This window comes from Cytophagaceae bacterium (genome assembly GCA_016722655.1).
Classification (GTDB): domain Bacteria; phylum Bacteroidota; class Bacteroidia; order Cytophagales; family Spirosomataceae; genus Leadbetterella.
Genome location: JADKIR010000004.1, coordinates 943971 through 964883 on the forward strand (window position 1 = coordinate 943971; position 20913 = coordinate 964883).

A 20913-nucleotide genomic window follows, 5' to 3' on the forward strand; every position below is an offset into this window, starting at 1 on the left:
AAATAAATGGCTTGACGGCATGGCATGTTTAAAATAGAAATAAGAGAATTTTGGCACCATGGTTTATAAACTTTTCCAAATATCAGAATAGATAGGTTTTAAAATTTGATGTTTATATATCTGATCCTTTGGGTAATTTTATCACAAATTATATTATTATTGTACTGTATTTTCATAAAAAATTAAGTTTTGATAAACGCCCCGTTAATTTCTACTGAAAAAGTCCAGGAAACTGCCATTTTGGTTGGTTTGATTTCTCAAAAGCAAAATGCAGAAAAAACTAAAGAATATTTGGACGAACTTGCATTTCTGGCAACTACTTCAGGCATAAAAACTGTGAAGGTTTTTGTTCAAAGATTACAATATCCTGATCAAAAAACATTTGTGGGAAAAGGTAAATTGGAGGAAATCCAGACCTGGATGACCATAAATCCTGTGGATACTGTGATTTTTGACGATGAACTGAGCCCTTCGCAGGTAAGGAATCTGGAAAAAGCATTTGAAGACAAAAGAGTCCTGGATCGTAGTCTGCTGATACTGAATATTTTTGCACTCAGAGCCCAGACTGACCAAGCCAAAAGACAGGTAGAACTGGCTCAGTATAAATATCTCCTTCCCCGCCTAACCCGAATGTGGACTCACCTAAGTAAGCAAAAAGGTGGAAATGCCAATATGCGTGGTCCGGGAGAAAAAGAACTTGAAACTGACAAAAGGATTGTGCAGGATAGAATATCGTTTTTAAAAGATAAGCTTGAAAAGATTGATAAACAGGCCATGACCCGCCGTAAGGAAAGAGACCGGCTGGTGAGGGTATCGTTGGTGGGTTATACCAATGTAGGAAAATCTACACTTATGAAAAGGCTTGCCAAAGCCGAAGTTTTTGCTGAAGATAAGTTATTTGCAACCATTGACTCTACCGTAAGGAAAGTGGTGATTGGTCAGATTCCATTTTTATTGACAGACACCGTTGGTTTTATTAGAAAACTTCCCACTATGCTCGTTGAATCTTTCAAATCAACACTAGATGAAATAAGGGAAGCCGACATTTTACTTCATGTGGTGGATATTTCTCACCCGTCTTTCGAAGAACAAATAGATATCGTAAATACGACCCTGGCTGACATTGGTGCGGTAGATAAACCGACGGTCCTGGTTTTCAACAAACTTGATAGTTTTGAACCCGAATCAGAAGAAGGGCTTGACAAACACCTGGCAACTGAAGATGATTTGGTAAAAAATCTGGCAAGACTTAAAGAGAGTTATCTGAAGAAAAATTCAAACGTAGTATTTATTTCTGCCCAAAATAATGAAAACATTGGCGAGTTGAGAAAAGTGATTTTCAATTTAATAAAAGAAAAGCATTTTATGATTTATCCAAATTGGGATGCCTCAAAAAACACCTTATATGAATGGCAGGAACTGGAAAACGCCTGAAATGAAATTTAATATTAAAATATTTTAAAAAAAGAAGACTTCTTTCCCTAAATTTGAAAATCTAAAAAACCTGACAGAATGAATAATAATGTAAAAACAAATTGGTCGCAATTCGGTACACTTGTGACTGTCTTTTTCTTTTGGGGCTTTGTTGCCGCAAGTAATGATATTTTAATTCCGGTATTTAGAAAAGCTTTTGACCTTTCGCAAGCCGAAAGTCAACTGGTTTCTGTGGCCTTTTATGTTGCTTACACGGTAGGCTCATTAATCTACACTGGTATTTCGGCCGGAATTGGCGGAGATATTTTGAATAAAATTGGTTATAAAAATGGTATCGCTCTTGGTCTTCTGATTTCAGCATTGGGTACATTACTGTTTTATCCTGCTGCTAATCAAGGTTCATTTCCTTTGATGATATCAGGACTGTTTATTGTTGGACTTGGTTTTTCATTACAACAGATTGCTGCCAATCCACTGGCAATAGTGATGGGAGATCCTAAAACAGGCTCACAGAGATTGACAATGGCTGGCGGGATTAACAATTTTGGTACCACTATCGGGCCTTTGTTGGTAAGCTTTGCGATATTTGGGAGCGTAGCTTCAGGGAATACCGAAGCTAGTATAGAAAGTGTAAAAGTGCCCTATTTGATTTTAGGTCTTGCCTTTGTATTGGTAGCTGTTTTTATTAAATTTTCGTCTGTTCCTAATAAAATCGATCTGGATAAAGTAACTGAAAGTGAAGCGGAAAGCAATGACAAAATTTTACATAAATCGTCGGCTTTTGGTTATCCTCAGTTGGTGATGGGTATGATAGCAATATTCCTTTATGTGGGTGTTGAGGTGTCAACAGCGAGCAATTTACCAGCATATATGGAAAAATATCTGGGCGTAGCCACAAAAGATATCGCACCATATATATCATTGTATTGGGCCAGTTTGATGATTGGCCGTTGGTCAGGTGCCGTGGGTGCCTTTGATATAAGTTCTGACTGGAAAAAGAAATTAAAATTTGTGATGCCTTATGTTGCGTTTGGAATCTTCCTTTTGGTGAATTCTATAGCACAACATGACGTTACGAAATTCTATATTTATGCAATTGTGATAGCAGTGATGATTGTGGCGGATATTGCCAGTAAGGGTAATCCTGCCAAAATGTTGCTTTATTTTTCAATAGCTGGAGTAATCGCTACGGCCATAGGAATGTTTACATCAGGCATGGTAAGTGTTTACGCATTTATAAGCGTTGGTTTATTCTGTAGCACTCTTTGGCCTTGTATTTTTACTTTGGGAATAACCGGACTTGGAAAACATACCAATCAGGGAAGTAGCTTGTTGATCATGATGATTATGGGTGGTGGAATTGTTAGTTACTTACAAGGTGTTTTGGGAGATAGTATCGGGATACAAGAAAGTTACATTGTAGGTATACTATGTTTTGCATATCTTGCTTTTTATGCTGTAAGTGCATCAAAATCACTTAAAAATCAAGGAATAGATTTGGATAAATTGACAGCCGAAGGCGGACATTGATTGATTGTAGATTGATTCTATTTTAGATTGACGATTGTTATAGATTTAAATTTCAAGACCTCATTTGGATTTATCTGAATGAGGTCTTTTCTTTTTTGATGCCTGAGCTTTGGGATTATATTCCAAACAAAGGTCAACCCAACGGTCAAATTCTGCCTGATTTCTCATTCCGGTTTCATCCACTAAAACAAAACCTTTCAGCGGTCTGCCGGTAAACATCATTTCGCTGCAACCGGTCTTTTCGAGCAAATCTGCCTTGATATCCGGATCGACTCTACACATGAGATCATCTTTTATGATTCCAACACACATTTTATCGTTGAGCATAAAACACAAGCCTCCCATCATTTCCATTTCACGAAGGTTTGCCTGGTCTTTTAATTTTTCACGAATACGTTTGGCGAGAATTTCGGAGTATGCCATAATTAATGAATATTTACAAGGTTATTTTTTATTGCAAAAAGTACCAGCCCGACCCTTGATTTTACTTCGAGTTTAAGGAAAAGAGACTCCCGATAGCCATCAATAGTTCTTGGGGAAAGACACATTTGGTCAGCGATTTCTTTATAAGTCATTTCGGTACAGGCCAATTTAATAAATTCTTCTTCACGTGCCTGAAACTGAGACTGAATCTTATTTTTTACTTCGGCAGGTTTATGCAAAGACTTAAGCAGCGTATTGGAAACAAGATCGGAATGATAATATCCTTTATCACGAATTTCGGAAAGAGCCAAAATAAATTGTGAGGTATCGGTATCTTTCAAAAGATACCCTTTGGCACCAAGCCTTAGCATTTTTATGATTGATTCTTCATTATCTTCGACGCTGAGAGCCACACACTTTATATCCGGAAATTGCCGGGCTAAATATTCCGTAGTTTCGAATCCATCCATTACAGGCATGTTAATATCAATAAGGGCAATATCTGGTGGCCCAAAAGACTGGATACCATCAATAAACTCTTTACCGTTTGAAGTGTCAAAAATCACTTTGAAGCCGGGGAAACGATTGATAAGCTCGACGAGAGCATTGCGGATGAGTAGATGGTCATCCGCCAAAGCGATAGTTGTCATAGTGTTTTTTTAAAAAGGAATGGTTAAATGGGCTCTGGTGCCTTTGGGGATTCCTTTTTCAAAGCTTAAAGTGCCATTCATCAAATGGGCACGGTGAATCAGATTACTCAAACCTGCCCCACTCTTATAGCCACTTTGCTGAATTTTTGTCTGAAAATCGAAACCAATACCATCGTCAACCACCTCCAAATTAAGGCATTGCGGGGATTCTACCAAATTTACGGTAATATTTTTTGCCTGTGCGTGCTTGAGACAATTCTGGAGTAATTCCTGAAAAATTCTAAAAATCAGAATTTCATTTTTGGGATTAATGGCTGTTTCACCTTTGTCAAAATTAAACTCCAAATTGTATATTCCGAGGTATTTGACCCTTTCGAGCTCAAAATTTATTGCCGATACCAGACCTTCCTGCAATAAGTTATCACTATTGAGGCTTTTAGAGAGGGCCCTGATATCGGTAAGAACATTGGCAACAAAAGACCTTGCATCTGATATTTTTTTATTATTCGGTATCTCTTCAGTGAGATTATTGAGCTGAATTTTCACTAAAGTGAGCATCTGCCCCACGTTGTCGTGCAGCTCACGGCTGATGTGTTTCATGGTGCTATCCTGAATCTCGTTTTCGGCGTTGAGGATTTCCTGTTCAAATTGTGCCTGGAGTGCGGCTTTTTCGAGTTTGTGTTTTTGGAGGCGGTTTTGATGGACAAAGAAAAAGGAGATGATGAAGATCACCAGAAGTATTACTATCAAAATGATTGCAACAACAGTAACAAATAGCTCACTATAGTATTCTCCTTTCATCTAGAACATTTTTCCCAAGAAATAAACTAAAAATAAATGAAATATATAAAACATCATTTGAAAGAAACCTGAATATAGAGAATGTGCCATCTATACTTTTGTATTTAGAATTGAGAAAATTATAGGATCCCAAAAGAAGAATATTTATTGAGCAAAAAAATATTAATCCAATACTTATCGAGAAAAGTCTGTAGTTGTAAAATGTAACCTTTTCATTTGGATTCTCTAATATTTTAAAAAGGTATAAACTCGCAAGGAAAACTTGGGTAAGACAAAAAATCACAAAACTATTTGTCCCAAAATCGATATCGTATTTTTGGATAAAAAAACTATTTAAAATCATCAAAATTGTTTCGAAAATAATTAAATTTAAAATCCATTTCTTCTTCAATTCTTGATAAAAAATTAAACTAAAAAGAATATTTTCGAAAGGCATGAAAATATGAAATATGAAGATATTTGACTTATTAATTTTGAAAAGCTGATAAGATGCTGTTTCAACTACTATCGTTAAAAGTAAAATTAATAATATAGGCCAATTTGCGATTTTAAATTTAATCGCACCAAGGATAAGACCCAAAAATAATATCAAATAATATGTTTGATACATACCAACCTATTTACATGGAGGCTTACAAGGTTGAACGTATTCTATTACATAATTATCATTGGCGATGTTAGAATAGTCAGTATTTATAACTTTTCCTATTTCGATATTCTTTTTGGTCTTTATTTTGTATTTATATTCATTTCTACTAGTATTAATAGTATCCACTCCAAAAATCATTATCGTCATTGATTTCCTCTTTGTTATAGTATCTTCTCTTTCTCCAAGTCTAAACCAAACTTCCTCAATTGGATTGTCTAATTTAGAAATTTCATTTTGTTTAATTATTACGTCTTCTAAAAGTTTCGCATTAACTTGCCATCCACCAATATTATTATTCCACCACATAGCCTTTAATGAATCCCATTTTATGGGTCGTTCCAATTTTTGAACAAAATTTTGAGTAAATTTCTTTTCATCTAAAGAATCAATAACTTTCCCAGGTTCAGTAATTCCATTTCCTGCAATAGGATAAAAAACCATTGTATTATTCTCTGGGAAAAAAATGAATTCTTTTAATCCGGGAACAAAAACCAACCCTATAATAATTATTAATAATGAAAATAAGATTCCAGGAATAAGCTTTTTAATTTCTCTCACTAACAATTGTTTCATAATTTGAAAGTAATTTATTTTTATCTAAATAATTCTTAATTTTTATATTCCCCCCGTGAAAAACACCCTTTTTTAATGCAAAAATAATTTCTTACCTTTTCGGTTTTGTTTTGTAAATCGCATATTATGAATACATTCCGGGCTAAATCACTTCTGGTTATATTGCTGTGGCTATTTGGAGCAAATACTTCCTTTGCTCAAAATGTGCCTGTCCTCAACCTCAATACCGAAAATATAGAAATAAAATCTACCGAATGGCTTCTGAGCAAAAATGATGAGGTTACCATTCCCCATTCCGGGAAGTTTACACCAGCCACCAAGGAAGTCAACTTTGGCCTGGATACTTCGGTGCTATGGCTTAAGGTAATAGTCTTCAATCCAACCCATTTGGAACAAAAAGCCGTTTTCTCCTCCGACCAGGTCATACTCGAAGACGTACGTTTTTACAAAAAAACTGCCGGAAAATGGACACAGGAAAAATCGGGCTGGGGTATTCCGGTAGCACAAAAATCCTATCCTTACACTTTTCACTCTTTTGATTTTACGCTGAAACCTCTTCAAACTGACACCTTTTTTTTCAGAGTAAAAAACCAGTATCAGGTGCTCAAACTCCCCTTGACGGCCTTCACGCCTTCTGCCCATATTCATCATACACACCAATACCTGTTACTTGACGGGATGGTCACCATGGCATTGATTACGGCCATATTGTATTGCCTTTATAACTTACTTTTCTCAGGTAAAGACCATCGAACACTCTGGTCGTATCTTTTGTATGCGGTCAATTTTCTGTTGTTTTTCACGATTCGTATTTCCGGTCCCAACTTCGTGTCTGAGGCCATAAATCCTTTGGTCAATTATTATGTCAATATTTTAATCTTCATCAGCACCTATACATTTTTCAGGTTTGGAATCCTTTTCATTGACCCTGACCGCAAGTGGCTTAACAAATCTATTTTGCTTATTATCAATATTTTGTTCATAATCACTATCTTTATTTCCATCCCTCCTACCTGGTCTAATATCCCGGTTTTGATCATGATAAAGGAAGCTTTTTTCATTTTTACCATCGCTTACCTTATATTTTATTTGCTCAGGGCGTTTCGGCATTCGGTTATTGCCCGAGTGTATTTTTTCATGGCCATGCCGCTGATAGTTTCCGGCTTGCTGGAAGGTCTCACCAATACTTTTGGATTATTTTCTTTACCTTCTTCTTTTTTCTCGGCTTTTAGAGTAGCGATTTGCGTAGAGATGCTGTACATATTTTTTGCCTTAATATTCAGAGAAAGAGAATTAAACAGAAACATACAAGGCAAGCTGGTGCAAAGTGAGCTCGCCCTGCTCAATGCCGAAATCAATGCCCAGGAAAATGAGCGACGAAGAATAGCCGGCGACCTCCACGATGACCTTGGAGGTACCCTTTCCACTTTGAAAAGAATGATTTTGGATCAGTTGGAGCCCATCACACAGTCAAAAGCCCTCAGCCCGATTAGAACTTTGATGGAAAAAGCTGCAGGAGACCTGAGAAGAATCACCCATGACCTCATGCCACCTGATTTCGAAAGAACCCGGCTTTCAGATGCTGTCATGGCATTGGTAAATTTTAATAATCAACCCGAAAGACCCGCTGAATTTATCCTTTCAGGAAACTATATACCCCTAAAAAAAGAAACCGAAATACAAATTTACAGAATTATAAGCGAGGCCATCCAAAACATTAATAAGCACAGCGAAGCAAAAAGTTTTACGGTACAACTTATCTATAGTACTGATGAGCTGACAGTTATGATTGAAGATAATGGGAAAGGATTTTCTGAAAATGTACAAAAAGCAGGGCTCGGCTTAAAAAATATGCAGCTGCGTGCACAAAAATCGGGAGCAATTATTACTTTTGATAGTAACCCTAACGGTACCACTGTAATATTAGAACAACCTATAAATGAAGTCGCGGATTCTGATAGCTGACGATCATCAACTGTTTGGCAATGGTTTGAAAGAACTGTTGAGTAAAGAGAGCTATCTGCAGGTTTTTGGCCCGGAAAAAACACCTCAAAGCATCATTCATGCTGTAAAGCTGCATCACCCCAGCATTCTTTTGCTCGATGTCAACCTCGATGGCATCAATGGTATTGAGCTTGGGGAAATTTTGAAAAAAGATTATCCCGAAATGGCCATTATCATCATCACGATGTATAATCAGGCTCATCTTATTGAGAAAAGTAAAAATGCCGGACTGGATGGTTATCTGCTCAAAGACTGCGAAACCGATGTGCTGCTTCAAAGTATCAACCGGATACTTAACGGAGAGAAGATTTTTGTTACCCAAAAAGATTACGATGTTACACCAGTAGTAAAAGACGACTTCCTGCTACAATATCAGCTTACCGAAAGAGAAAAGGAAATCATAAAGCTTCTGACTCAGGGCAAAAGCAATACCGAGATTGGCGAAAGCCTTTTCCTGAGTTTTCATACCATTAAAACCCACAGGAAAAACATCTATAACAAGTTGGGAATCAGTAATCTTATAGAGCTGGTAGAAATAGCTCAAAAGATGCATTTATAATTCACACCGTAAAAATACCCTTCCATTTTACCTGAAAAATACCCAGTGATTTGGGGTGTTTTAATAATGTAATCTTCAAAAAAACAGACCCAATTTTGGCTATCAAACTTTATACAAAATGATAGCAAAAGAAATCAGTACTTTTAATGTCCTTCTGGGAAAGAAGGTGGACGAAGCCAATGTATTGTTTGAGAGAAAACTCAAAAAGTACCTCTCCGGAGGCCTGAAAAAAGAACAGTACATCAGGTATTTGCAGATGCAGTATCACCTGACCAAAGGAGTGCAGCAAAGTTTTATGGCTGTGGCAGCCAGCCCGGAAGTGAGAAGCTACAAAAAACTCCGGCAGTTTTTGGTGCGGTTTGCCTGGGAAGAAGAAATGCATTACAAACTGGCCGAAAAAGACCTTAAGAACTTAGGAGGCGAAACGGGCGAAATGCCTTTTATCGTGCAATTGTGGTGGGCATACCAAAAAGAGGCTATCGCCCAGAGACCGCTGGAGAGGCTCGGTGCAGCATCAATTCTTGAAAATGTGGGCAACTATGCCGCCCCACTGATCAAAGATTTATTTGCCAATGCTGATTTTATCAATAATCAGAACACCACCTTCACCCGTGTACACATGCATGAGGAACTGCCGCACGGCGACCAGATAATGGAAGTGTTGGGCAATGAAGACTTCACGGCTTTACATCAGAGGCAGATCCTCGAAGGAGCCGAAAAGGCCACCTGGCTCTATGCCGACCAGATTTACAATTGGATTATCACCGGAAAACTCACCTCAAGTCTCTGCTCATGGAAGTGCGAATAGCCCAAACCGCCCGGGAGCTCTCAGAAATTCATCAAATGTTGATAGAAGTAAATCTGATGGAGCTCCACAAGTCTTACATACAATGGGAAGTAAAAAATGACCCCGGTACCATCTGGCTGGCGGCCATTCATGAAAACAAAACCGTTGGCTGTGTGAGGCTGCGATATGGCTGCGATGCCCAATATCTAAAAGAATACTGGGGGCTTAGCCCGGCAATGATTCTCAAAAACATTGCGATATGCGACCGTCTGGTGGTTTCGGCTGCTCACAGGCATTCAAGAGCAGCATACTTGCTCACCACCAATATCTATCAGGTGGCCCTGAAAAATAAGACCGAGCTCACTTTTATGGAGGCCGAAGAGCACCTATTGCCTTTTTACAGAAAGTTGGGTTTTGAAGTGTACCGAAAAGTAAACCATTCTTATGGCACACGTTTTCAGCTTTTTATCAACCCCAACGATGGTCTGAGGCTGGATTTGTTGAGGAGTCCGTTTAGTTCCCATTATTATCAATTAAGAAATCAAACAACTGTTTGAAAATACCCCGATTGGGGTATTGAACCGGGTTATCAATTACTGTTGATTTGAAGTCCAAAGATGAAAGCAATGGCTTAGTTCTTCGGGCTACCAGGTTTCCCATTATTAAAATTAAAAATGCCATGAACAAATTAGCCTTCCCGCCACCTCATAACATTGTACATCTCGAAGCAGATGTCAATTATACCATCATCCATTTGGTTGATGGTAATAAGGAAATGACCAGCTATACGCTGAAAAAATATGCCCAAATGCCGGAGCTGGAAGGCTTCAAACGTATCAACCGCAAATACCTTGTGAACCCCTCGGTGATAAGGGAAATCAGAAAAGACAAAAAGAAACACTACGTAATACTCACCAGCGGCCTGGAGCTGAAGGTGAGTAGGAGGAGGAATAATAGGTATTAAACAATCAGCCGGATTATCCCGAAAAAGCGGCTTAATTACGGAGAGTAGGGGGAATATCTTACAAATTATTTTATGAAAATTTTTAAAATTTTATTATTAATCTTTATTGCCGGATTTACATTTTATTCATGTAATGAAAAAGAAATTGAATTTGAAGAAGTTTCTGATAATGAAGTTTCTGAATTTAATTCGAAAGAATCGACAAATAATATTGGAGTTGGATTATTAAGTAAAGGGGCTGCATGGAAAGAGTGGAATAAATATTTTAAAGATTGTATGCAATCCTCAACATTGCAGAAAGCCCAATTTGCAGGATATTCCAACAGTATTAGATTAGGTGATTTAAGATTAAAAGGCGGGGTGCCTAGCTATTCATTAGATGATTTAGACACTACGGTATTAAAAAAACTAGTAAAGCCTATTGGCAATTTAGCAAATGGGTGTTCGAGAAATCAGAAAAGGAACAATGATTTATTTGCAGAAATAGGGGCGTCTTTTATAAATGTAGCTGACCCTACTCTTAATGCGGCATTTTCTTGGAATGACTCAATCTCCTTAAATACCATTAATTTTGTTCAATACGAAATTAATGTATCATTGCTAAAAAGAGAGTTAAATGAAAATGAAAGATTGAAAGACTTTAAGAAGGAATTAAAAGAAAAAGGCAGTAGAGTTGTTGCCCAATTGATGAAATGTAAAAATGCAACATTTACAATTAACTTAAACAGAGAGCTTGCAGATACATTAGGGGTAAAATTAGATAAAGGATTACTTGAAAAAGTCAAACTGGGTGATGCGAATATTGATGTTAATTTCAAAAGAATAAATAAAAAGCAAATACAAGGAAGTGTAACGGATGAATTTGTTATATTTATGAATATGATAAAAATTAAATGAATTAAATAATATGAAGAAAAAGAATGCAATAAATAAACTATTGCTTCTAGTAACGGTGTTTTGTACCATCGGATGTACTTTAAAAGACAATGAGTATAAAACACTGTTTATCTGTTATCTTACCAAAACAGAAATAGAGACTTCTAAAGCAGAAGAAATTATTAGCTCTTATGAGAATGATACGTTAAAAAGAAAAAATTTAAATAGAGAACTTAATTTTCTAACAAACAAAATAGGTCTAGGTAGTAATAATGAAATATATAGTTTTATCGACGATAAAGCAGGAATGAATGCTTTTTACTTTTCAAATGATAAGACTAATTTTATCGTATTAGGGAGCCAACTCTTAAATAAGCTGAAAAGTACATCTGAAACTAATATACCAACTGCAAATCAGTTATTTACATTATTGCATGAGTTAGGACATTTCGTTAAAAAGCATAAGGAGAGTAATTATGCTAATGAATTAGCTGCTGACGCCTATGCGGGAGAAAAGTTAGCTATTTTTTATAAAAATAAAATAGGCGAAATAGAAGTCATAAGTAAACTATTTGATGTAAAAGAAACAGATAGCCACCCTTCAAAAGAAAAAAGAATGAGTGCTATTTTGGATGCTTATAAAAAGGCAAACGAACAAAATGTAAATGTCATTGATATTATACCAAGTCCCAATGAACAATTTGAAGCAGAATATCCAATGTTAAAAATCAAAGGGGAATATTATTGTATGGGGAGCCGCAATGGGAATAGTGACCCTGATGCAGATTTGAATATTGAAAGACCACAGCATAAAGTAAAAGTATTAGATTTTAAGATTGGGAAGTTTGAAGTTTCCCAAGAACTTTGGAAGAAATATATGGGGAATCAGAACAACCCTTCAAATAATTCAGATTGTGACCTGTGTCCAGTAGAAGGAATTACTTTAGCAGCTGCGAAAAAGTTTGCCGAAAAAGTTTCAGATGCTACACAAAATTATTATCGTTTACCAACGGAAGAAGAATGGGAATTTGCGGCTCAATATAAAATGAGTGAAGAAGAAATAATAAGTTTACATAAAAACAACATAAATGAGATAAGCTGGAATGTATTTAATTCTGAGAAGTTGACAAAGCCAATAGGCAGGAAAAGACACAACAAAAATATAGAATTATATGATATGATTGGAAATGTATATGAATGGACAACTTCTAAATATGTGAAGTATGACGAAACTGATGGATCAGAGTCTAATCAATTTGTAATTAGAGGCGGTGGAGTATATAATTCAGAAAATGATTTGAAAGGGTATCGGATTAGGCATAGAAATAAACAAATGTATACAGGTAGATTTCAAGGTACTGGATTTAGATTAGTTCAAGAATTTACAAAGTAATATTATTTTAATCGTACATTAAAACCAATTATCCAAAATACAATATTTTCTACAGATTTTTGGTTCCATATTACTATTTGTTTTAAACACATTATAAATCTCAATTCCTCCACAGTTGGAAATCCGAAGTCTTCACAGAAGAATTAGCAATAAGAATTACAAAACAAAAAAAGCACACAAACCTCAAAAAGGCATGTGTGCTTTTTCAATTTATAAAATAAATATCAACTCACCCCAATCTCGCCAAAGACTCCTCAATTGCTTTAATCTTAGCCTCTGCATCTGCGAGTTTGTCTTTTTCACGCTGTACCAACTCGGGTTTGGCGTTGGCTACGAAACGTTCGTTGGCGAGTTTGGCTTCTACTGATTTTTTGAAGCCCTGGGTATATTCCAATTCTTTCTGTAAATTTTCTCTTTCGGCCTCAATATCAAGATTTTCGCCCAAATCAATGCCGAATTCATCCCCTTTTATTACTAAACTCATGCCTTTAGCAGAAGATGTCACGAAAGTGATTTCTGAAAGGTTGGCCATTTTTTTCATCAAATCCGTCAGATGTGCATATTTGGTGGCTTCCTGGGTATTGATGCTCAATGGCAAGGCTTCTTTTGGCGATATTTGTTTCGACTGGCGGGTGTTACGTACCCATGAAACCAACTCGAATAGGATTTCGAAGTCCGCCAATATTTTGGAATCTACCTCCTCTCCTACCGGGAATTCCTGAATACAGATAGAATCATTTTCGGCTCTTTCCTGAATGTTTTGCCAGATTTCTTCTGATATAAACGGTGTCCATGGATGAACCAAACGCATCAATTCTTCGAAAAACCCGAGTGTTGCATCGTACGTTTCCTGATCTATCGGCAAGCTTTGTCCATCCACATAAGCAGGCTTAATCATTTCGAGATATTGCGAACAGAAATCATTCCAAATCAAATTGTAAGTCACCAGAAGGGCATCTGACATACGGAATTTGTCGTAGTGATCAAGGGCTTCAACAACGGCGGCGTTCAGTTTGGCCCTAAACCAATCAACAGCAACTTTATTTCCTTGATTGGCCGAAGCTTCCGAGGAAACATTCCAACCTTTCACCAATCTGAAGGCATTCCAAATTTTATTGGAGAAGTTACGGCCTTGTTCTACTAGTTTTTCGTCGTAAGGTAGGTCGTTTCCAGCTGGTGAGCTGAATAGCATACCTGTACGAACGCCATCGGCTCCGAATTTATCAATCAAGTCTAATGGGTCAGGCGAATTGCCCAGTGATTTGGACATTTTTCGACCTAATTTATCCCTGACTATTCCCGTCAGATAGACGTTTTTGAACGGATAAGTTCCTTTGTACTCGTAACCGGCGATAATCATTCTGGCTACCCAGAAGAAAAGGATTTCCGGAGCGGTTACGAGGTCGTTGGTCGGGTAATAATAATTGATGTCTTCGTTATCGGGATTTTTGAAACCGTCAAAAACCGAAATCGGCCATAGCCACGAGCTAAACCATGTGTCAAGTACGTCTTCGTCTTGGGTGAAATCTTCCGCTTTTACGTTTTTGCCTTGTTGCGTATTGGCAATTTCAACTGCTGATTCTAAAGATTTAGCTACTATGCAAGTCCCATCAGCTAAATAATAGGCTGGAATACGGTGACCCCACCACAATTGACGACTGATACACCAGTCGCGAACGTTTTCCATCCAGTGGTTGTAGGTATTTTTGAATTTCGGTGGAATCAATTGGATAGTGTCGTCCATTACGTTTTCATGAGCTGGTTTGCTCAAACGTTCCATTTTCAAGAACCATTGCAAAGAGATTTTAGGTTCAATTACAGCACCCGTTCTTTCTGAAGTCCCAACATTGGATTTGTAATCTTCTACTTTCACCAAATTGCCAGATTCTTCCAGCATTTTGATGATTTTTTTTCTGGCAACAAATCTGTCTTCACCGACCAAAATCTGAGCTTTTTCGTTGAGTTTACCGTCATCCGTAAGAATATCGATAACTTCGAGCTTGTGTTTTTCGCCCAAAGCAAAGTCATTTTGATCGTGAGCTGGAGTTACTTTCAAGCAACCAGTTCCAAATTCCATCTCCACATATTCGTCTGCAATGATGCTGATTTCTCTATCAATAAGTGGAATCCTCACTTTTTTGCCAACCAGGTTTTTGTATCGTTCGTCTTCCGGATGCACACAAATGGCGGCATCTGCCATTATTGTTTCTGGACGGGTAGTTGCTATAATTACCTCTGCATCATATCCAATATACTTGATATGCACCAATTTGGAAGGCATTTCTTTGGTGATTACCTCCTCGTCTGAAACTGTGGTTTTGGCTTGAGGATCCCAGTTTACCATGCGGTAACCACGATAGATGTCGCCTTTTTGATGTAAGTCCACGAATACGTCAATTACCGCATCATAAAGACTTTCTTCCATCGTGAAACGGGTACGATCCCAGTCGCACGAAGCCCCCAATTTTCGTAATTGTTTCAGGATAATTCCGCCATATTTTTCAGTCCATTCCCAGCAATATTTCAAAAACTCATCTCTTGTCAAATCTGCTTTATTGATGCCTTGTTCTTTTAGCATGGCCACTACTTTGGCCTCCGTGGCTATAGAAGCGTGGTCTGTTCCTGGAACCCAGCATGCTTCTTTACCTTGCATACGAGCCTTACGGATAAGGACGTCCTGAATAGTGTTGTTGAGCATGTGGCCCATGTGCAAAACACCAGTTACATTAGGTGGTGGAATGACGATGGTGTAAGGTTCTTTGTCTCTATTGGGTGTGGACTTGAAGAATTTATTTTTTTCCCAATAAGCATACCACTTATCTTCTATTTCTTTCGGACTATATGTTTTTGAAATTTCCATTTGTTGAATCCCGCTTTTTTGCCTGATTTTGAATTAAAATGCAAAAATAAGGAATTAGTAGCAGAAAATTGATGTGGGTAAATTGGAAGTTTGTGGGGATATCAGCTGAGACGAATAATAATATATAAGGACTCAAAACTGAGGGTCAGAAAATTATTTTTCTTTATGTAAAGAATAAACCTATGGAAAAACTTTAAGTAGGGATAAAGTACTTCATCAATCTTTTATAAAATGCCAATTCCAAATAAAAAATTACCTCACATCAAGAAATGAAGTTTGTTTATACTTTTCAGTACATATTTTTTATAAAAAGAAAAACTAATCGTTTACAATTTTGATTGAATACTTGGTTAAAAATCTATAAAACAATTGCTTAAGGAGAACATCCCCCAGTTTGAGCTAAAAAGATAGTTCCGTTTTCGGCTTTGAATCCAGCGTTAAGTTCTATTGCTTTTGCTGAGTAATTAACTCTTGAATTGCCTGATATTATGTTTGTTGCTGTTATTTTTCCATTTGTACTTGAAGCTGTTTTTGTAACATTAACAGAAGCAAAGTTATCTGTTGGGTTAAGCAAAGTGACAGATGAAGCATTTGATAAATTTCTTACCTGTACTGGTATCGAATTTACAATACAACCAAGACCATTTGTAAATGATGCGGTATAATCACCCGGGGCTGTTGCTAATATTTGAGGTGATGTAACATTGAGTATAGACCAAAAAACCGAATTTATTGGAGACGAAGATGGAACTACCCAATTCGGCCCATTTACCAAGGTACCATGATTGTTGTTAGGCGTAGCATCAGCCGTAGTAATTCCAGTGCCTTCATCAAATTTATAATATGCAACAAGGCCCAAAGTGTTGTTTGCCACAGAATTGTTTTTGTTTACCAGAATTTCTTCCTGGGTTCTGGCAATATTCCATAGTCTGAGCTCATCCAAAGTGCCATTAAAATGATTGCATTGACATAACGAAGGTTGTTGTCTTCCTATGTTCATTTCCCCTGTATCTTGCATTATTGTCATAGAAGCCGAACCAGACGGAAGCCCGTTAATATAAAAAGTGATGATACCCCCACTAAGTGTAATAGCCACATGGGTCCAGGTATTTTGAGGCACGGGGTCATTTGAATAAACCCAAATACTGGAAGTTTTATTATAAAAACCCATTTTGTTGGCATTGCCGTTTGCATTTAATGACCACAAAAAATCATAGTCCCCTTTGTCTATAATTGTGGAATTGGTTCCAGAATATTTTACCCAGGCTTCAAATGTAGCTGAGGTAGTGAGATTTAGGCTAGCACTATGAGGAACAGTAACATATTGGCTATTTACACCAGAAAAATCTAGTGCGTTATTTTGTGAAATATTTGTTGATAAAGACACCGAAGCACCAGGACAAAATTCCAGGGGTCCCCCTGCAACAATAGTTGGTGGAATTGTGGTGGATTGAACACTAAAAACCGCTGGAGTACGGCAAGATAGCAAATGTTCGTCAGCAACATAAAAAGTAACTGACAAAGGATTAGATATATTGGAAATACCGGATCCAACTGCACCAACAGGATTAAAGACTGCCCCCGTTCCTATCTCGGTTCCACCCAATAGACTGGTAAACCATTTATTATTGTCACTTATTATTCCATCTTTTGAACTTTTTAGAGTAAAAGTGCCTGTGGTATTACTATCATAAGTACTTACCACTATAATATAAGTTTGACCTTGGGTAAGTGTATGTACCAACCGTGATTGCGAACCAAAACCGTTATCGTCATCACCTCTCAAAAAATTAACTGAAGGAGCGGCAGGATTGAAAGTCGTTTGATATAAAGACAAATAGGTGTCGTCAGAAGAAAAACTTGACAAATTTGCTAAAAATACCTCAAATACAGTTGATCCTGTAACCGGTGCCACAAAAGAATAACTTTTGAAATAAACGCTGGTTCCACTTGAAGTATAGTTTGTGGTATTGTTTCCGCTACCTCTTACGTAAGTTGGTCCAGCCTGTATGCTTCCGTTAATTACCTTGGTTTTTATGGTTGCCACCAGACCTTGCCCAGGAGATAAAGTACCACTCGAACATGTGGCTGCATAACCACTAGTAGAAATTGATTGAGGTGCTACTATTACACTTACGGGTTGGAAATTGTTGCAAATAGAAGAAGGACTAAGGCTGAAATAATATTTTACTGTTACAGGTATATTAGTAGTATTGATAAGGGTTTCACTTATTGAGGCGGTATTCCCGCTACCAGCTGCATTACTTATACCAGCCACCACAGGACGAACCCAGGCAAAACTTACACCCCCGGTTGCACTGGAAGCAGTGTATGTAAACAATGTATTGGAACAAATGCTTGTATTTATTGGTGAAGAAAGACTAGGCGAAGCGATAGGCGTAAAGTCTTCAACTACTTCACGGTCGTTATTTGAGATACCGGTAGATGCATTCATGCCTAAGCCCCTTCTGGCAAATGCCCTGCTAATGGCACATTTGTAGAGTCCATTAAATAATGCCTGGTCTGCAGCTATAATTGCATCTCTTGCCTGGATAAAACTTGGACTGCAAGGCTGCAAACGTAATCCCTCATTTACGAGTTTCATTGCAGCTACATTGCCAACCAGATTTGTGGTATTGTAAATATCAGGGACCAATTGATTGTCTTGCAAAATAATTTCCCATGTCATATCCCAGAGCATGGTGGCCCAAATTGACCCCACACCATGAGGTATTGAAAAAGCAACGTCTCCCACTTTACCATATGTTACCTGGCTGTTAACATTCGCCATATCATAAGAATAAGGGTATAATCTAATTCCCAAATCATTGGTCGCCTGACCTAAAGCATAAGTACCAATGCCTCGCGAAAGGTTGGCACTTGCCAGACTAGGAGTAAGAGCGGACCAATTGGTTGTGAGCATAAGGGCAAGATAATCACTCCAACCTTCTCCTCCTTGTTCGGCATTTTGTAAACAGCTCGAATTTCCAGGTCCCCCTGTTAATCTTGTTGACCAACCATGACCATACTCATGTGCTATAATGGCATTGTCGAAGTCTCCATCCGGTTGATATCCTCCAGCATCGTTCCAAAGAAACATTTGCATTCTACCTGATGTACCATCTATGGGTGTTAAAAAATTTGCATTATTCGACCCGGATCCATCCTGGGCGTCGGCAAATACATAATCATTTCCATTGCCTCCTCTTCCCATATTATTATTCTGAAAATTGCCACTTGGCTCATTAAATCCATATCTATAAAGCACATCATGGGTGAGGTTATTCCAATAAAACAAATTAGTGATGGCGGCGTTACGATTGGCAACTGAAGTAGAAATATCCTGTGTATAAGAAAAATCAAATTCAAGAGTTGCAGATATAGGGCTTGCACCTGTTCCATTGTTGCCATTATTATCTTCTTGAGCCCACACATTGTTGCCTCTGGTGGTTGTATAGTCAGTAGCTCCATCATTATGCCAGCCGTTGGTACCTCCGGGACCGGTGGTGGCAGGCACAAACCTGGTATAGGGTTTTTCCACAACAGACCTTGCACCATGATTTGGGCTTTCTAAAGGAATATCAAATACATTGTAGCTGCTATCTACCAACGCCAAAGGATTATCAGCTACATTCAGAGTTCGGTGTTGTTTTTCCGCAAAAGCATGCTTATGAGGATATCCAAAATCACAATGTATCACTTCGTCATTAGATCCTAATATTTCACCAGTGCTAGCATCAACATGGATATTCCAGCTATTCTGATAATCTAATGTGGAAAATCTCACATTCCATACCAAATTCACCGATGGTTTATTTTTACCTTCTCCATGTTCATTATGTAGCCAAAAGAGCTTTACTTCAATTTTTTCGTTGGATAGTTTTTTATCAGTAAAAATAGTTTTATTAATAATTCCTGAGCTCAACATTGTAGTACCAACAGTTGCTATTTCTTCTAAATCACTTACTGCCAGTTCCTTGAAAATTGCCGCTTTTTGAAGAGCTTCTACAGGTTTCAGCCTAACTTTGGAATCCGAAGTAATTCTTGATGGCAAATTTTCTACAAAACTGTTTCCTACATGAATTACATTCTCCCCTTTCAATGTAACATTCAGTAAACCATTGTAAACTTCTATTTCCTGGTAAGTTTGATTAAAATAAATATGATACCAACCGGTTGTTGATGAAAAATACCTGCTCGAAACTTGCATCTCCTGCAAGTCTTGATCGGATAATTTTTCTTGGGAGGCATTTTTCTTAAAATAATTTTTAACTAATTCTTCCTCATTTTGGGCAAAAGTTGTGAAGGTCAATAAGCTTAAAAAACAGCAATACAATAGCTTAGCCTTTAAGGTTATTATTATTCTCATGGCGATAGTTTTGATAAATTAAGGTAAGACAGCGATAATACTTCAAAAAAATTTACTTACTAAAATCTGTATGCAAATTTTATGTCCGAAAACTATCAAAAAAATATCTCATTGCAATGTTTTGATTTTTTTGATTTGTCTTTTAATAACCAAAAAAACAAAAATCAACCCCTAAAATCGCCCTTAAATGTAGAATTGAAGGCCTTTTTAGATAGATTAACCGCTTAATAGAAATTCCCCCAGAAGTAATTGTATTTTCTATTAAAGAACAAACTCAACAAAATTTCTTTCCATTTTACAATTATTTAAAAACCTGAAATCTTACTTTCAAAAAACAAAAAATGAAGCCTGGAAAGGGCAATTTATTTTAAAAGCTAAGCATTAAAAAATCGTAGGTAATTTTTTCACCAAAATTATAAAACGAACAAAGCCACCTGAGCATGACCAAAGGTGGCTTTTTAAAATTTCCCTTCTCAGAAGGGTTTCATAATCGGAGCAAACTATAAATGTTCCTCCACAAATACATTAAATTCTTTTTTCATTTCCTCAAAAAGGCTAACGAAAGTTTCTCTTCTTTCTTTTAAGGCCTCTTCTTCTTCGAGGGTGCGTTCCACAGATACAATTGGGGCTGTTTGTTCTTCTAATTCTAATTCGTTTTCTTGTTGTTTGATGTCATGACGGAAATAATCAATCTCGTTTCTTTGAATCAAAAATCTGTTTTGAAATTTTTCTACCTGAATCTTCACTTCTTTATCAGGATTTTTTGCACTGATGTGAGCCAATCGCTCTTCAAATTTTTTGAGTTGATCTTTGTAAAACTTCAAATCATTCAACCATTTGGTGTGCTCATCATGCAGCTCGAAGATATACGCTTTATTGTCCATTGTTTTACTGAATTTTATATACCAAAGCAAAACATTTGTATTGAAAAATAATATGATGACTGTCAACAAATGGAATGTAAAAAATCAACATAGCCTTTCCATCCTGTCTTAGATGTTTACAAAATAATGTTGGATTTGTTATTTTTTTCAGGTAAAA

At 37.1% G+C, this 20913-nt stretch carries 16 protein-coding genes; 9 read left to right on the top strand and 7 right to left on the bottom strand.

The features are described from left to right. Nucleotides 1-189 precede the first annotated feature (189 nt). Both hflX and IPP61_04750 read left to right on the top strand, forming a co-directional pair. On the top strand, nucleotides 190-1434 hold the full coding sequence (hflX, locus tag IPP61_04745; protein ID MBL0324477.1) for a GTPase HflX: 1245 nt from the start codon (nucleotides 190-192) through the stop codon (nucleotides 1432-1434). 78 nt (nucleotides 1435-1512) lie between these two features. Next, the gene (locus IPP61_04750) at nucleotides 1513-2964 is read left to right on the top strand and encodes an MFS transporter (GenBank protein MBL0324478.1); all 1452 of its coding nucleotides are present in this window, start codon (nucleotides 1513-1515) and stop codon (nucleotides 2962-2964) included. A gap of 60 nt (nucleotides 2965-3024) precedes the next feature. Here IPP61_04750 and IPP61_04755 read toward each other — a convergent pair whose 3' ends face one another. From IPP61_04755 to IPP61_04770, 4 genes are all read right to left on the bottom strand, one after another. Continuing rightward, nucleotides 3025-3387, bottom strand: a complete 363-nt coding sequence (locus IPP61_04755) for a TfoX/Sxy family protein (protein ID MBL0324479.1) — start codon at nucleotides 3385-3387, stop codon at nucleotides 3025-3027. Nucleotides 3388-3389: 2 nt separating this feature from the next. Beyond that, nucleotides 3390-4037, bottom strand: coding sequence for a response regulator transcription factor (locus IPP61_04760; protein ID MBL0324480.1), 648 nt, complete (start codon nucleotides 4035-4037; stop codon nucleotides 3390-3392). 9 nt (nucleotides 4038-4046) lie between these two features. Further along, nucleotides 4047-4838, bottom strand: a complete 792-nt coding sequence (locus IPP61_04765; protein MBL0324481.1) for a sensor histidine kinase — start codon at nucleotides 4836-4838, stop codon at nucleotides 4047-4049. Nucleotides 4839-5454: 616 nt separating this feature from the next. After that, nucleotides 5455-6060 (bottom strand): hypothetical protein, encoded by a 606-nt coding sequence (locus IPP61_04770; protein MBL0324482.1) that lies wholly within the window; start codon nucleotides 6058-6060, stop codon nucleotides 5455-5457. Between the two features lie 126 nt (nucleotides 6061-6186). Here IPP61_04770 and IPP61_04775 point away from each other — a divergent pair, with 126 nt between their 5' ends. From IPP61_04775 to IPP61_04805, 7 genes are all read left to right on the top strand, one after another. Beyond that, the gene (locus tag IPP61_04775; protein ID MBL0324483.1) at nucleotides 6187-8025 is read left to right on the top strand and encodes a hypothetical protein; all 1839 of its coding nucleotides are present in this window, start codon (nucleotides 6187-6189) and stop codon (nucleotides 8023-8025) included. Continuing rightward, nucleotides 8000-8623, top strand: coding sequence for a response regulator transcription factor (locus IPP61_04780; GenBank protein MBL0324484.1), 624 nt, complete (start codon nucleotides 8000-8002; stop codon nucleotides 8621-8623). Before IPP61_04775 ends, IPP61_04780 begins: the two co-directional genes overlap by 26 nt. Nucleotides 8624-8741: 118 nt before the next feature. Further along, nucleotides 8742-9431, top strand: a complete 690-nt coding sequence (locus tag IPP61_04785; protein MBL0324485.1) for a hypothetical protein — start codon at nucleotides 8742-8744, stop codon at nucleotides 9429-9431. Next, entirely contained in the window at nucleotides 9416-9967 is a 552-nt protein-coding gene (locus IPP61_04790; GenBank protein MBL0324486.1) for a GNAT family N-acetyltransferase, read from the top strand. The genes IPP61_04785 and IPP61_04790 overlap by 16 nt, the downstream gene beginning before the upstream one ends. 122 nt (nucleotides 9968-10089) lie before the next feature. Then, nucleotides 10090-10374, top strand: coding sequence for a LytTR family transcriptional regulator (locus IPP61_04795; protein MBL0324487.1), 285 nt, complete (start codon nucleotides 10090-10092; stop codon nucleotides 10372-10374). A 72-nt stretch (nucleotides 10375-10446) separates the two neighbouring features. After that, nucleotides 10447-11271, top strand: coding sequence for a hypothetical protein (locus IPP61_04800; protein MBL0324488.1), 825 nt, complete (start codon nucleotides 10447-10449; stop codon nucleotides 11269-11271). A gap of 10 nt (nucleotides 11272-11281) precedes the next feature. Further along, complete coding sequence (locus tag IPP61_04805; GenBank protein ID MBL0324489.1) at nucleotides 11282-12643, top strand: SUMF1/EgtB/PvdO family nonheme iron enzyme; 1362 nt, start codon at nucleotides 11282-11284, stop codon at nucleotides 12641-12643. 229 nt (nucleotides 12644-12872) lie between these two features. Here IPP61_04805 and IPP61_04810 read toward each other — a convergent pair whose 3' ends face one another. From IPP61_04810 to IPP61_04820, 3 genes are all read right to left on the bottom strand, one after another. Then, nucleotides 12873-15503, bottom strand: coding sequence for a valine--tRNA ligase (locus IPP61_04810; GenBank protein ID MBL0324490.1), 2631 nt, complete (start codon nucleotides 15501-15503; stop codon nucleotides 12873-12875). Nucleotides 15504-15876: 373 nt separating this feature from the next. Continuing rightward, the gene (locus tag IPP61_04815) at nucleotides 15877-19872 is read right to left on the bottom strand and encodes a M36 family metallopeptidase (GenBank protein ID MBL0324491.1); all 3996 of its coding nucleotides are present in this window, start codon (nucleotides 19870-19872) and stop codon (nucleotides 15877-15879) included. A gap of 500 nt (nucleotides 19873-20372) precedes the next feature. Beyond that, on the bottom strand, nucleotides 20373-20756 hold the full coding sequence (locus IPP61_04820) for a hypothetical protein (protein ID MBL0324492.1): 384 nt from the start codon (nucleotides 20754-20756) through the stop codon (nucleotides 20373-20375). Nucleotides 20757-20913 lie beyond the last annotated feature (157 nt).

Coding starts and splice junctions, on each gene's coding strand:
- IPP61_04750 (MBL0324478.1), top strand. CDS start 1,513: ATGAATAATAATGTAAAAACAAATTGGTCGCAATTCGGTACACTTGTG.
- IPP61_04755 (MBL0324479.1), bottom strand. CDS start 3,387: ATGGCATACTCCGAAATTCTCGCCAAACGTATTCGTGAAAAATTAAAA.
- IPP61_04760 (MBL0324480.1), bottom strand. CDS start 4,037: ATGACAACTATCGCTTTGGCGGATGACCATCTACTCATCCGCAATGCT.
- IPP61_04765 (MBL0324481.1), bottom strand. CDS start 4,838: ATGAAAGGAGAATACTATAGTGAGCTATTTGTTACTGTTGTTGCAATC.
- IPP61_04770 (MBL0324482.1), bottom strand. CDS start 6,060: ATGAAACAATTGTTAGTGAGAGAAATTAAAAAGCTTATTCCTGGAATC.
- IPP61_04775 (MBL0324483.1), top strand. CDS start 6,187: ATGAATACATTCCGGGCTAAATCACTTCTGGTTATATTGCTGTGGCTA.
- IPP61_04780 (MBL0324484.1), top strand. CDS start 8,000: ATGAAGTCGCGGATTCTGATAGCTGACGATCATCAACTGTTTGGCAAT.
- IPP61_04785 (MBL0324485.1), top strand. CDS start 8,742: ATGATAGCAAAAGAAATCAGTACTTTTAATGTCCTTCTGGGAAAGAAG.
- IPP61_04790 (MBL0324486.1), top strand. CDS start 9,416: ATGGAAGTGCGAATAGCCCAAACCGCCCGGGAGCTCTCAGAAATTCAT.
- IPP61_04795 (MBL0324487.1), top strand. CDS start 10,090: ATGAACAAATTAGCCTTCCCGCCACCTCATAACATTGTACATCTCGAA.
- IPP61_04800 (MBL0324488.1), top strand. CDS start 10,447: ATGAAAATTTTTAAAATTTTATTATTAATCTTTATTGCCGGATTTACA.
- IPP61_04805 (MBL0324489.1), top strand. CDS start 11,282: ATGAAGAAAAAGAATGCAATAAATAAACTATTGCTTCTAGTAACGGTG.
- IPP61_04810 (MBL0324490.1), bottom strand. CDS start 15,503: ATGGAAATTTCAAAAACATATAGTCCGAAAGAAATAGAAGATAAGTGG.
- IPP61_04815 (MBL0324491.1), bottom strand. CDS start 19,872: ATGAGAATAATAATAACCTTAAAGGCTAAGCTATTGTATTGCTGTTTT.
- IPP61_04820 (MBL0324492.1), bottom strand. CDS start 20,756: ATGGACAATAAAGCGTATATCTTCGAGCTGCATGATGAGCACACCAAA.